General features: G+C 34.1%; 12 protein-coding genes. 6 read left to right on the top strand and 6 right to left on the bottom strand.

What is annotated here, in order from left to right; all coding sequences use genetic code 11:
• Nucleotides 1-98: 98 nt before the first annotated feature.
• The 4 genes from dapA (at nucleotide 99) to JML65_RS12690 (ending at nucleotide 2,917) form a co-directional block, all read left to right on the top strand.
• Nucleotides 99-971, top strand: coding sequence for a 4-hydroxy-tetrahydrodipicolinate synthase (gene dapA / locus JML65_RS12705; RefSeq protein ID WP_202271071.1), 873 nt, complete (start codon nucleotides 99-101; stop codon nucleotides 969-971).
• 132 nt (nucleotides 972-1,103) lie between these two features.
• A complete protein-coding gene (locus JML65_RS12700; protein WP_202271070.1) occupies nucleotides 1,104-1,607 on the top strand; it encodes a GNAT family N-acetyltransferase in 504 nt (167 codons plus the stop codon).
• A 289-nt stretch (nucleotides 1,608-1,896) separates the two neighbouring features.
• The gene (locus JML65_RS12695; protein ID WP_047489319.1) at nucleotides 1,897-2,478 is read left to right on the top strand and encodes a helix-turn-helix domain-containing protein; all 582 of its coding nucleotides are present in this window, start codon (nucleotides 1,897-1,899) and stop codon (nucleotides 2,476-2,478) included.
• A complete protein-coding gene (locus JML65_RS12690; RefSeq protein WP_084086741.1) occupies nucleotides 2,471-2,917 on the top strand; it encodes a response regulator in 447 nt (148 codons plus the stop codon). Before JML65_RS12695 ends, JML65_RS12690 begins: the two co-directional genes overlap by 8 nt.
• Nucleotides 2,918-3,520: 603 nt before the next feature.
• Here the strand turns inward: JML65_RS12690 and recG are convergent.
• The 6 genes from recG to JML65_RS12660 all read right to left on the bottom strand — a co-directional run bounded on the left by recG (nucleotide 3,521) and on the right by JML65_RS12660 (nucleotide 12,098).
• The gene (recG, locus tag JML65_RS12685; protein ID WP_202271069.1) at nucleotides 3,521-5,605 is read right to left on the bottom strand and encodes an ATP-dependent DNA helicase RecG; all 2,085 of its coding nucleotides are present in this window, start codon (nucleotides 5,603-5,605) and stop codon (nucleotides 3,521-3,523) included.
• Between the two features lie 115 nt (nucleotides 5,606-5,720).
• Entirely contained in the window at nucleotides 5,721-6,254 is a 534-nt protein-coding gene (locus JML65_RS12680) for a thioredoxin family protein (protein WP_047489311.1), read from the bottom strand.
• 46 nt (nucleotides 6,255-6,300) lie between these two features.
• Nucleotides 6,301-7,776 (bottom strand): peptide MFS transporter, encoded by a 1,476-nt coding sequence (locus JML65_RS12675; protein ID WP_115920446.1) that lies wholly within the window; start codon nucleotides 7,774-7,776, stop codon nucleotides 6,301-6,303.
• 44 nt (nucleotides 7,777-7,820) lie between these two features.
• Nucleotides 7,821-8,492 (bottom strand): DUF1016 N-terminal domain-containing protein, encoded by a 672-nt coding sequence (locus JML65_RS23855; RefSeq protein ID WP_237390874.1) that lies wholly within the window; start codon nucleotides 8,490-8,492, stop codon nucleotides 7,821-7,823.
• 62 nt (nucleotides 8,493-8,554) lie between these two features.
• On the bottom strand, nucleotides 8,555-10,309 hold the full coding sequence (locus tag JML65_RS12665) for a peptide MFS transporter (protein WP_047489302.1): 1,755 nt from the start codon (nucleotides 10,307-10,309) through the stop codon (nucleotides 8,555-8,557).
• Between the two features lie 133 nt (nucleotides 10,310-10,442).
• Nucleotides 10,443-12,098 (bottom strand): peptide MFS transporter, encoded by a 1,656-nt coding sequence (locus tag JML65_RS12660; RefSeq protein WP_202271068.1) that lies wholly within the window; start codon nucleotides 12,096-12,098, stop codon nucleotides 10,443-10,445.
• A gap of 286 nt (nucleotides 12,099-12,384) precedes the next feature.
• Between JML65_RS12660 and JML65_RS12655 the strand changes: the two genes are divergently transcribed.
• Complete coding sequence (locus JML65_RS12655; protein ID WP_202271067.1) at nucleotides 12,385-12,573, top strand: hypothetical protein; 189 nt, start codon at nucleotides 12,385-12,387, stop codon at nucleotides 12,571-12,573.
• 70 nt (nucleotides 12,574-12,643) lie between these two features.
• Entirely contained in the window at nucleotides 12,644-14,206 is a 1,563-nt protein-coding gene (locus JML65_RS12650; protein WP_202271066.1) for a vitamin K epoxide reductase family protein, read from the top strand.
• Nucleotides 14,207-14,208: the final 2 nt, after the last annotated feature.

Below are 14,208 nucleotides of genomic sequence, written 5' to 3'. Positions count from 1 at the left end.
TAGTATATGCAAATATAACCATATGAATAATAAAACATTATTATTTATTACAAATTCTTATTGTAAATTATTAAATTTGACAAAAATAATTCGAACAGATGAGCATTTTAAAAGGAGTAGGTGTTGCATTGGTAACACCCTTTAATGAAGATTTATCCGTTGACTTCGACAGTTTAACCAAACTTGTTGAATACAATATTGAAAACGGAACCAATTATTTGGTAGTATTGGGAACTACGGCAGAAGCCGCTACGCTTTCTGATGAAGAAAAGAAACAGGTAATTGAGCATATCATTAAGGTAAATAATAAACGTCTTCCTTTGGTATTAGGAATTGGCGGTAACAATACTCTTGAAGTAAAGAAACAGATTGAAGAAGCAGATCTTTCTGCATTTGAAGCAGTGCTTTCTGTATCTCCATATTACAATAAGCCTAACCAGGAAGGACTTTACCAACATTACAAGGTGTTGGCTTCCACAGGGAAAAAAATCATCATCTACAATGTTCCTTCAAGAACAGGGCAGAATATTGATGCAGATACTACTATTCGTATTGCAAAGGAATTTCCTAATCTGTTTATGATCAAGGAAGCAGCACCCAATATTCTTCAGTATTTTGATATTTTAAGGAAAAAGCCTGAAGGGTTTTCATTGGTTTCCGGTGATGATGAGTATACACTTCCTGTGACGTTGGCTGGTGGAAATGGTGTTATTTCTGTGATTGGACAGGGATATCCTAAAGAGTTTTCCACAATGGTACAGCTGGCTTTTGAAGGAAAGGTGAAAGAAGCTTATGAAATTCATAATAAGCTGGTTGAAATCACACGTTTAATTTTTGCTGAAGGGAATCCTTGTGGGATTAAAGTAATTCTTGCTAAAAAAGGAATTATTAAAAACCACCTTAGACTTCCTTTGGTTCCTGCTTCAGAAGGTCTTTATGCAAAGATCAAAGCTGAAATGGCAAATATTTAAATAGAATATCAAGCGTCAGCAGTGAATAGAAATTAATATAGACCGACTCATTGTTGAAAACAGATAATTGATATAATCTCATAAAGTGAAAAGTTCAGACTTTTCACTTTTTTTAATCATAAAATAAAAATAATGAAATTAATAGAAGCGACAGCAAAGGACATTCCTTTGATTCAGGATTTAGCAAGAAGATCCTGGGAAAATGCTTATGCAGATATTCTTTCGGCTGAACAGATGGAGTATATGCTTGCAGAAATGTATTCTGAGACTGAAATTGAAAATCATCTCCAAAATCCGGATTATCATTATTATCTGATTCAGGATGAAAATAACAGTTCCTTTGAAGGTTTTATCGGATATGAACACGATTATGAACCTCAGACCACAAAGCTCCACCGTATTTATCTGGTTCCGGAAAGCAAAGGAAAAGGATTTGGAAAAGAGGCACTTCAATTTTTGAATCTTAAAGTAGCTGAAAATGGAAATGAAAGAATTATTTTGAATGTTAATAAATATAATTCTGCCAGAAATTTTTATGAATCCCAGGGATACAAGGTGTTTGGGGAAGGAACTTTTGATATTGGAAGAGGGTTTGTAATGGACGATTTTTTGATGGAGTTTCTAATTCACAAATGATTGACTTAAAATCTTGTAACTTTCTCTTGTAATTCTATAACAAGTGATTTCTTTTTTTGAATCATCTTTGCTTCAGAACCAAATCACTTTTAATAATACATTCATATGCTTGGTTTTGAGCTGATTTAGCTTTTTATCAGTATATTTTTTTCATCCTTAGTGTTTAAATTCCTGTATTCTTGAATGCAGGAATTTTTTTGTGGATACATTGTCGAAAAAAAGAAACCTATTTCACATTTAATTGAAATAAATCATTATATTTACTGAAAATTTGACTTACTATAATAGGATGAAAATGTATGTAAAATTTGATTTCAACACTCTCTGTAAGAAAGTGTTAGATGAAAAACTTAAAGAACACGGGCTGAAATACAGGTTGCTGAACTTTGGAGAGGTAGAGTTTTACGAACCCCTAACGCAGGAACAACATCATCTTTTTAAGAAACATCTTGGAGAGTATGGTATCGAAATTATTGAAAGCCAGAAAACGGCTTTGGTACAAAAAATAAAAGATGCTATCGTAGAACTTGTTTTTTCTGAAGAGATTATCCCTGTAAAAGCATCTATTTATATTTCTGAAAAGCTGAATCACAGCTATGGATATCTTTCCAATCTTTTTTCAGAAGTTGCTTTTACTTCTATTGAGAACTTTATTATTTTGCAAAAAATAGAACATGCTAAAGTGTTAATTATAAGAAATAAGCAAAGCCTCACAGAAATTGCCCACAAATTGAATTACTCCAGTGTAGCTCATCTAAGTACTCAGTTTAAAAATACAACCGGAATCACCCCCTCCCAGTTTCAAAAAATACTAGGGAAAAGACGCAGAGCCCAAAATACGGCCATAAACCATAAAATGCAGTATGAATAAAGAATTTCTGAACGTAATCGTAGCAGATGATAATGAAAACACTCTAATTTTTTTTAAAAATATATTTAAAGAGCTAAAAATTTCTATAAAAGTTCAATGTTTTAACAGTGGGATATCCTTAATGAAGTATCTGAATAATGAAGAGGCTGTTATTCCTGAAATTGTCTTTATGAGGTATGAAATTCCTGAGAAAAATAGTTTAGAATGGATTGAGGAGATTAGGGATAACCAGAAGTTTAACAATATGGTAATAGCCATATATTCTGAATCAATTCCCGAAAATGAAGTGGAAGATATCTTTGTAAAAGGAGGAAATGTATATATCAAAAAACCGGAAGCATTTGATCAGCTGAAAAAAGTACTCACAGAAGTTATTACGATCAATTGGCAGTATCATACTTCGGGTTTAAATAAAGAGAATTTTATTCTGAAAGTGTAAGTAGTGATAGTTTTTTTAATTCCATTTTTTGATAATTTAACGATATTTATCACATAGTATTCACAAATAGGTGAAAATTTTATAATTAATAACTGAAATAATATAAAAAGGTTTTCAATAAAAATGCAGACTTTTGTAGTATAGAATCAGTGACACAAATTTGATATAAATAAAAGATACAGATGAATGAAGAGTAATTGTTTCACAGCAAGTATTTATATAAATCACGATGTTATTTAACAAAATGAATTATATTAATTTCCAATTATAAAGCATAGAAGATCTTTAAACAAAACGGTACAATCATGAAAACTCAAAGTAGTTGGAGACATATTTATTCGTTTCATTCCCTCGTCTCCATCTATATTCAGTTAGTTTTTATAATAAGCAAGTTGGAAAAATAATTCATTTTGTTTTTTTATAATTTATTTTAATAGTTATGGTTTGAAATCTATTCAAATAATACATAAATATTTTCACACCACATCACAAAATATTAAACCTAAACTATTAAAATAAATTTTCTTTAGGCAGACAAGAAGTAATTTCTTCTAAATAACAGTTTTATAAGGGGACCGCAGGAAAGATTTTCTGCGGTTTTTTTTATGAAATTTTGCTCCACTTATTCTTTCCTTTGTAATACCTGATGTAATAATTTTTGATGATGAGATTATCAGGTCTTGCCAGCATTGGATCAGCCTCCAGAATTCTGTCTACAGTATTTTTTGTAGTCTTAATGATTGCCGAATCATTGATAAGGTCTAATCTTTTGAAATCTACGACACCGCTCTGCTGAGTTCCCAGGATATCTCCAGGACCTCGAAGTTGCATGTCGACTTCCGATATTTTGAAACCATCATTGGTCTCTGTCATTGTTCTGATACGGGTTCTGCTTTCCTTGGATAATTTATCTGAGGTCATCAAAATACAATAGCTTTGTTCTGCTCCTCTTCCTACACGTCCTCTAAGCTGGTGAAGTTGTGAAAGACCAAATCTTTCTGCACTTTCAATAACCATTACAGATGCATTGGGAACGTTGACTCCCACCTCAATAACCGTTGTAGCTACCATAATTTCTGCTTTTCCTGAAGCAAAATAAGTCATGGCAGCATCTTTTTCATCAGGCTTCATTTTTCCATGAAGCATGGTGACATTATAATCTGAGAAGTATTCCATGACATGCTCTATCCCCTCCATCAGATTTTTGTAATCTAAAGTTTCAGACTCTTCAATAAGTGGGTAAACAAAATAAATTTGTCTTCCTTTCTTGATCTCATCTTTACAGAAATTGTACACATACGCCCTATCTTTTTCACGCCTGTGAGCAGTGATTATAGGTTTTCTCCCCACTGGCATTTCGTCAATCACAGACACATCAAGATCTGAATAAAAACTCATCGCCAATGTTCTTGGAATAGGAGTTGCGGTCATCACAAGAATGTGAGGTGGAATTTTATTTTTTGCCCAAAGTTTTGCCCGTTGTGCTACTCCGAATCTATGCTGCTCATCAATAATAGCGAGTCCTAAATTTTTAAATTTAACCTTATCTTCTAATACGGCATGAGTGCCAACCAGAATGGAAAGGCTGCCACTTTCAAGCTCCGCGTGAATGATTTTCCTTTCAGAAGCTTTGGTAGAGCCGGTGAGAAGCCGGATATTGATATTTGTTTCCTGTAATAAATCCTTCATTCCGTTATAATGCTGCTGGGCAAGGATTTCTGTAGGAGCCATCATACAGCTCTGAAAACCGTTATCCATTGCAATCAGCATGGTAAGTAATCCTACCATTGTTTTTCCGGATCCTACATCACCCTGTAAAAGCCTGTTCATCTGAATAGGCTTTTTCATATCCATACGGATTTCTTTTAAAACCCTTTTCTGAGCATTTGTAAGATCAAAAGGAAGGTGATTTTCATAAAAATCATTGAAATGATCCCCAATAATGGGAAAAGGATTGCCGTGAGACTGGGTTTTATGATGAAGCTTTTTTAAGCCATAGCCCAATTGGAAAAAGAATGACTCTTCAAATTTAAGTCTGAAGTCAGCCTTATCAAAATGCTCCATATCTTTTGGGAAATGCACATTTAGAAAAGCATGCTGCCTTGAGATAAACTTGAAGGTTTTCATTAAATATTCCGGGAAATTTTCCTCAATAAGTTGAGGAATCTCTTTGCAGATATTCCTGAGAGCATTTTGAAAGAATTTTTGGCCCAGTCCTCTTTTGGTAAGTTTTTCAGAACTTGGATAAATAGGTTTCAGGCGGACGTCACTATCTTTACTTTCCTCAGCTTCTATTTCCGGATGTGGCATAGAAAACTGTCTGTTGAAAACATTGATCTTTCCAAAGATATAGACATCACGGTTGATAGGAATCTGTTCCTTCAGCCATTTTGAATATTGAAACCATACAAGATCTATACTGCCAGTATGGTCATTAAATTTAGCGGAAAGTCTTTTTGTTTTTCCGGTCTGGATTTCCTGTATCTGGGTGATTTTCCCTTTCAGCTGGATATCAAGATTACTTTCCTCAAGCTGAGAGACTGTATAAATTTTACTTTTATCCAGATAGCGGATAGGGTAGAAGTTCAGAAGATCTTCCACGGTGGAAAGGCCCAGCACACTTTTGATGAGTTTGGCTCTTTCAGGACCTATTCCTTTTACATATTCTATTGAAGTATCTAAAGTCATTTAAAAAACGAGCCCTAATTTCGGTAAAATAGCTGGGATTTAAAATTTTTAGCACCAAAATATTGGTGTAAATATCTAAAAAAGGCTCTCAGATTCTGAAAGCCTTTGATTTATATTAGTCTTTGATTTTAGATTTGAACTTTTTCTGGTAATCTTCCCACTGTTCTCTGGTACGGATCTTTTTAAATAAATCTTTTGAGATAAGTTCCAGATAGGGTTCCAGCTCTTTAGCGGATAATTCTCCCTGTAGAATGGTGATTGGATCTCCATGCTCATCCAGGAAAACAGTACTTGGTACAGCCCCTACATTCATATATTGTGTAAACTCATGCAGAGAATTTTTTCCTTTTTTATGCTCTGTATTTGGATTTGAGAATGTTCTTCCAAAGATTTCAACACTATTTTTTTCTTCAGCATTAAATTTTACAGGATAGTAATTCTCATTTAAGATCTGGGAAATCACGGCATGGCCGTATGTTTTTTTATCCATAATCTTACACGGTCCGCACCAGTCTGCATAAAAATCAATAAGAATTTTTTTAGGATGCGTTTTCTGAGCTTTTAAAGCTTCCTCAATAGTCATCCACTTTATTTGTGCAAAACTAAAATTCAATAATAATAAGAGTACTATGCTTAAAATTTTCTTCATAATGATTTGTGATATTTATGTAAAAATAAGCATAATAGTTTATTCTTTATTTTACATCTTGCATTAATTTTTTTACGAAGGATGATAGCAAAATCAATACCACACCTGCAATTAATGCATAGATTCCCAGAGTTTTGTATCCATCAGTATAGGCGATCAGTTTACTCATATTGGTATTCCCTGTATTTGATTCAGATAAACTCGCTCCAATTTTCCCTGCTGCAAACTGCCCGAATGCACTGGCTAGAAACCAAAGCCCCATCATCATACCAAACATCTTTTTAGGAGATAGTTTTGTAATAATAGACATCCCAATAGGACCTAAACACAACTCTCCGAATGTGATAACAAGCCACGTAAAGGTAAATAAATTAAGAGATGATTTACCATCTGCACCTGCAAAATATCTTAAACTGTAGAATAAGAAAAATCCGGCAGCGAGAAATAAAAATCCAATTCCAAATTTATTAATAGTATTGGGCTCAAGTTTCTTTTTGTTTAAGCCTACCCAAGCTAATCCGATTAGAGGACTGAAAATAATAATGAAAAATGAATTCGCACTGTTGTTGATAACATTAGGATCCATACCAAATCCCAATAAGTTGTGAACAAGGTTGTCCTTGGCAAATAAAGACAATGAACCACCACTTTGCTCATAAATGGAATTAAATAGGAAGTACATGAAAATAAAAACAAAAGCAGCGATAAGCTTCTTCTGATAAGGTGTTGTCTGTTTCAGTGTTTCTAGGATAAAATATCCTACGGCAGCGATACCAATCAAATACATAAAATAGTCTGTATAATCGGTATTTTTAACCATAATAAAAATAAGAGGCATGCTTAATAAAGCTCCAATATAAACTAAAACCTCACGTAGGGTTCTTTTAGATTGGGGAAGAATTTGTAGGGGAGAATCGCCAATTGGTCCCAATGATTTTTTGGTAGCAAAAAAAGTAATTAATCCTAAAATCATCACTATTGCCGCTGCCAGGAAGCACCATGACCAGGAGTGGTATTTTCCAAGATATACACATAGTGCTCCTCCCAGAAGCCCACCAATATTAATTCCGGCATAAAAAAGACCATATCCCGCATCTCTTCGGGCATCATCTTCCTTGTAGAGTTCTCCTACCATTGAGGAAATATTCGGTTTGAAAAATCCGGTTCCAATAATAGAGCAGGTAATCCCAAAATAAAAGAAGTCATGAGGTGACAGTGCTATAATAAGATTTCCAACTGCCATAATAAGTCCCCCAAAAACCAGAGACTTTTTAAATCCTAAGATTTTATCCGCAAAAATACCTCCTATAAAGGTAAAGGCATAAATAAAAGCCTGTATGGCTCCATATTGTAAATTAGCCTTGTCTTCCAGCAGTCCCAGCTGGTCTACCATAAAAATTGTAAGAACTCCCCGCATTCCGTAAAAACAAAAGCGTTCCCACATTTCTACAGTGAATAAGGTCCAAAGTTGCTTTGGATACTTTCCTTTAAAGTTTTGTATTTCTTCTAGAGTTAAGCTCATAATGATATATGATTGTTTTTATTAGGGGTTTTTATTATCCTGATCTAGTTCAAAACGAATTCTGTCCTGATCGATGATTTGTTTAATTCTTCTTTTGGGAGGTACAGCAGGTATTTGCTGGCAAATAAATTATTTTTATCATTGAACACAGAGTATTTTACAATAGTTTCATCTTTTTCAGAAAACTGTTCGTCTGCCTTTATGCCAAAAAATTCAAAAATGTAGGTATCTTTTAAAACACTGTAGATGCTTTCTGGTGAAGACTCTTTATGTTTTAAAACTCTTTCGTAGGCAAGAGAGTTCATCTGCCTTTTTAGATCTCTTACATTCCAATTGTTTTGTACAGCTTCATTAGGATAATATTGTCTTTTATTCTTATCATCCTGGCTGGAAAGCAGTTGGTAATGAGACCAGCTCAATTGTTGAGATAATGTGTCAACAATAGGAAAAGCGATGTAAAACTTACGCATATTAGAAAGGTTTGTATAGTCAAACCCTTTTCCAAATTCTAAAGTAAGCTTCTGAGAAAGATTTTTTAAGGTGTATTTTCCGTATTCAGCACGTTCTTTTCCCTGTTGTTCATCTTCAACAATAAGTTTTCCAATCTGCCAATAAGTAAGCAGTAGTGTAGAATTCGCTATTCGAAAAACCTTTTCGCGCGACTGTCTAATGATCTCCTTTACGGATTGGAATAAAGATTCTTCGGAAATTTCCATCGTACGAAATTAAAAAAAACCTCTGACTTAGCAGAGGTTTTATTCATATTTTGTTAACACACTTAGTTTACACCGTGCATCATTTTCTTTAAGATAGGTGAAAGTAAAGCTAAAATTACTGAAGCAATACCACAAAGTACCACAAATACCATGAAGAATTCAAATAAATTGTGAATCTCAAATCCTACAAAAGTAGGGTTATGTAATGGTAACTGAGCTTTTTCAAATGCAGCTGTCTGATCAGCGGTTAATGTTACTTTTTTATCTAAAACATCCTGAAGGTTTACTCCTATTTCCTGTGCTTTTGTAAATTTATCACCTGTTGCAGGGATCAAAGCTCCTAAAGAACCTGCCAAAGCATATCCTGCCGCATTGGAAATAAAGAAAACTCCATATAATAATGAGGCGAATCTTTTTGGTGCCAGTTTACCTACCAGTGATAATCCGATTGGAGATAAACAAAGCTCTCCACAAGTTTGGATGAAGTATAGAAGCATTAACCATTTTATTGCCAGTAGACCTGAGTTTCCTAGATCTTTTACATTATGTGCTATGATAAAGTAACTTAAAGCTATTAATGCAAGTCCCATTGCTTGTTTGAATGGTGATACCGGCTCTTTTCCTTTTGCTCTTAGTTTATCCCAACACAAACTGAAAGGAACGGCTAATAGCACAACGAAAATACCATTAAAGATCTGAACCATTGATGGTGGCATATTCCACCCCAAAATGTTTCTATCAGTTTGATTATCTGCAATAAATGTTAATGAAGAACCTGCCTGTTCGAAAGCTGCCCAGAAAAAGATAATAAAGAATGAAACAATATAAATTACCCAGATTCTCTGTCTTTCAATTTTGTTTTCTGCAGAGCTCATAATAAGGAAGGCCAAAGAAATACCTGCTGAATAAATGAAAGGATAAATAACTCCTTTGATCAGTTGACCCATTTCTACAGCTTTAAATCCAATTTCTCCTACCAATGCATATCGGAAAACAAAGAATAAAACAACAAATATAAGTCCGGTAATACCTAAAGCCATTCCCGAGAATTTTGCTGTTTGAGTTTCCCCTTCTTCAAAATCTGCACTGGTATTATTTTTTGGTAATCCACCGATAGGTCTTCCTTCCGGCGTTACTACATATTTATTTTTAAGGATAAAGAATGTAATAGTTCCAATAACCATAGCAATTGAAGCTGCTAAGAATCCCCATTTAAAGGCGAAAATATCTCTTACTCCTGTTGCAGCGTCTTTTACGTCCCCTACATAAGGACAGATAAACTGACCTAAAAACGCTCCAATGTTGATCCCCATGTAGAAAATAGTGAAAGCGGAATCCAGTTTAGACTTCTCTTGTTTTGGATAAAGGCTTCCCACCATGGATGAGATGTTCGGTTTGAAAAATCCATTACCAAAAATAATAACGAATAAAGCCAGCCACATGATAAGTTTGGCGCTTCCAATATCTGCGGAAAAAGTTGAAGCACTGATGAATAATAAAAACTGACCAATGGCCATTAATGACCCTCCAATGATAATAGCAAATCTGTTTCCGATATATTTATCTGCAATAAATCCTCCTAAAAGGGGAGTTAAATAACATAAAGCTAAAAATCCACCATAGATAATAGCTGCATCAGCTTCTTTTATCAATAAGGAATTTACCATAAAGAGCGTCAAAAGAGCTCTCATTCCGTAAAAGTTGAAACGCTCCCACATTTCCGTTCCGAACAGAACCCACAATCCTTTCGGATGTCTGGAATTCTTATTCTCTACAAATTCATCCGGTTTCGGACTTATTGCTTCAATATTATCCATTTCTATTGTTAATTTTTGTTAAGACTGACAAATATAGTTTATTTTGGGTTTTTGGCAAGGTTTTAATTTTATTTTTAAATAAAAAAGCTGCAGAACCATTCTGCAGCTTTATATTCTTTATAAATACTAAGGATTAGTGCCCTTTTTCCTTCATGATTTTATTTAATCTTTTTAACATAGAAAGGCCTAAAAGAGTAGCAAATATTAACAAACCGAAATTAACAAGAAAATAATTCGTCTTATTTTCGTAGTTATACCAGGTGCTGGCAAGAATCCCTGAAAGCTTGTTTCCTACGGAGTTGGCAAGGAAGAATCCTCCCATCATCAGGGCTGTAATTCTTGCCGGTGAAAGTTTTGAGACAAAAGAAAGTCCCATAGGCGAGAGGCATAATTCCCCAATAGTAATCACACCATAACTGGCTACCAGCCATAAAGGAGAAACCTTTACGGCTCCGTTATCTCCAGCCATTACTGCTAATACCATCACCAGACAGGATAGTCCTGAAATAAATAGCCCTAAAACTATTTTAGTAGGGGTTAACGGCTCTTTGCCTTTTCGTCTTAAAAGAGCCCAAAAACCGACTATGACAGGTGTCAGAGCAATTACCCAAAATGGATTAATTGACTGGAATAATTCGGTATTGTACAGATATACTTTGTTTTCAGGATTCTTTTCAAGAGCAGCCCGCTGTTCGGGAGAAATATTTTTAAAATAAACATCTTTTCCTGTTTCTTTCCTGGTATCTCCCTTTTCATTTTTTTGAGATCTGAACTGGTTGTCATATACAGGGGTTTCTTTATCTTCATAGCTCTTCCCATCCACCATGTAAATTCCTTCCAGCGGCTTTTCTAAAGAGGCCGGAACACTTCTGTCTGTATAATAATTGGCCCATCTTGTCAAGGCAGTACCATTTTGTTTAAATACAGCCCAGAAAAACATACTGATCAGGAATACGGATAATAGGGCACCAATAGAAGCTTTTTCATCCGGTTTAGCTTTGAAATAAAGAGAGGCATAAAAGTAAATAACAGGAACGCATGCAAATATAAAGGCATCTGTGCTGTCACTCCCAAAAATATTGTTAGGAATAAACCAACCGATTGCTCCGGCAATAATAGCGGGAACAAATACTTTAAGCATAATTTCAGAAAGTTTGGTGTCTCCTTCCTGCACCGGTTTCATCTGTGCAGCATGGATATAGTGTTTTCTTCCGATCGTGAAAATTACCATACCGATCAGCATTCCTACTCCGGCAGTGATGAATGCTTCACCCCATCCGAATTTATTACGCATGAAGGCAGCAATAATATTACAGATAAATGCACCGATATTGATTCCCATATAGAAAATATTATATCCGGAATCTTTATTGGCTTTATAGGGTTCTTCAGAATACAGGTTTCCTAAAAGAGTAGAGATTGTAGGCTTAAAAAAACCATTTCCAATGATAATTAAAGCTAAAGACGAATAAAATAGAGGCAGGTCTTTGAAAACTCCCATCCCAATATATCCTGCAGCCATTAAAAATCCACCGATATAAATAGATCTGATATATCCTAAAACCCTGTCAGCTAAAAATCCGCCAATGAAAGGGGTAAGGTATGTCAGGGCAATATAGGTCCCGAAAATATCATCAGCTGTTTTGTCTGGCAGTCCAAGGCCTCCCTTCATACCTGTGGGCTCAATAACATATAGTACAAAGATTCCAAGAATCAGGTAGTATCCGAAACGCTCCCACATTTCAGTGAAAAAGAGGAAGGGTAGCCCTTTAGGATGTTTAGTCTTCATATAATCAATTTTCAAATTTCCCAAAAATAAGTTTTTAATTTCAATTGATAAAATAAATAATACTGAGCGAAATGATTAATGAAATAAATAGAAGCCCTTTATTTCTGAAAGGATAAAATTAACTTTTGTAAAACCTGATCAATTTACATCTACAAGACGTACATATTGCACATATTATGAATAAAAAATTGCAAATAATATACAATACATATCTCTCGTCGAGGTGATTTTTGTTTTTAGTTTTGAAAGGTCAACAGTGACACAGAACAATTTTATAAAAAACAACATGAAAAAAATCGATTTAAAAAAATTGAAAGGAAGCTTATCCAGAAATGAGCAGAGAACGATTAAAGGAGGTGTAAGAGCCGAAGATCCCATTACAGACTTGGGGTGTGCATGTACGAATGCACAATGTGCTGCTTCTCATGGAGGTAATGGAGATTCTTATTGCAATGGAACTTTTTGTTGCGGATAATTAAGACTCATTCTTTAAAATGGCAACAGGAAACTGTTGCCGTTTTTTGAAACGCAAATGATGTAAAAAAATGACACACAAAAGCTACACTGCTGTTATCAATTATTTAGATGATAATAAAATATATGTTGATCGGGATGAATTTGAGCTTCAGTTGGAAGGGCATCCGGATTTTCCTAGTCTTTTAGCATTTTCTGATGCATTACACTTTTTCAATATTGAAAACTACAGCTACAGAATAGATAATGACGAAAAAGATATTTTGCCTGAAAATTTTCTGGCTTTAGTAGAAGGAGAGCTGGCTGCTGTGAAAAATAAGAATGATAAATTGATAATTAATGGTTCCCCAATGAATGATTTTTTTTCAAAATGGGAAAATATAATACTTGTTATTGAAAAAGAAGGTGAACTTGCAACTACAAAATCAAAACTAAATTATTCTTATATCAATTGGGGAATCCTTATACTATTGTTTTTATTTCTTTTGGGATCTAATTCTTCCAGTATAATTTTACAATTAGCTTTCGCACTTACTTCTTTATTGGGGTTTGTTTTTGCTTATGAAGCTTATAAGAAAACCCATGGTAAAGGAACATTTATTCCGGTGGGAGTGTGCAAAAGTAATTACTTGAATACGGATTGCGACTTGGTTTTTAATTCAAAAAAATGGAAAATTTTCAATAAAATAGATTTATCTGAGATATCAATGTTGTTTTTTACCAGCCAAATAACGTGCTTCATTTTATTTTCCTTGGCAAAAGACATCGAATTCTTTTTTGCTGTCTATCAATATGCTTTATTTACCTTTATACCCATAGCTTGCTTATCTTTATATTATCAGGTATTTGTGGTCAGGAAATATTGTCCGGTGTGTATGATCATTATAACCTGTGTTTGTATCCAATTACTTGCAGCTAATCTTATACCTTTTGATCCCAAGAAAATAAATCTGGGTTCTATAATTTTATTTTTAACTGGAATTTTTGGTTCCTTAATCGTTCTCTTGAATCTAAGGATGAAAAACGAGATTGCACAGAAAAATGAAAATACCATTAAGAGAAACCTGAAATTCAGGAGAAACTATTTGTTTTTTAAAAATAACCTGTCCTTTCAGAAAAAATTAATTGATACAGATGTTTCGGGTGCTTTTGTATTTGGAAATAAACATGCCGATCAAAGTTTGACCTTTATTACCAACCCTTTTTGTAAGCATTGCAAAGAATTTTATCCTGCTTTTCTAAAGTTGGTTAAGATGTATTCTGCTGAACTGAGAATCAATATTTTCTTCGATATAGACCTTAACAGAGATGACGAGGATAATAAAACAGTTCATGTCAACCTTACCAATATATACCTTAACAGTGAAAATAAAACTGAGTTTTTAGAAGGCTTAAACAGCTGGTATGCGGTTCAGGGGTATACTGAAAATAAAAACGGATGGTATAAAAGGTATTCTAAATATTTTGGAAGTTCAGAAGTGGCACTTAATGTTTTAAAAGATCATGAAAAATGGTGCACCAACAATAGCGTTCACTTTACACCTGATATTTTTCTCAATGATATGGAATATCCCATCCAATATGAGAGAGCTGATCTGGAGTATTTTATCCCCGAGTTTTTATCAGAAAATTAAAA

This window comes from Chryseobacterium sp. KMC2, from assembly GCF_016756935.1.
GTDB classification, from domain to species: domain Bacteria; phylum Bacteroidota; class Bacteroidia; order Flavobacteriales; family Weeksellaceae; genus Chryseobacterium; species Chryseobacterium rhizosphaerae.
This window is presented reverse-complemented; position numbering and strand designations above follow the sequence as displayed.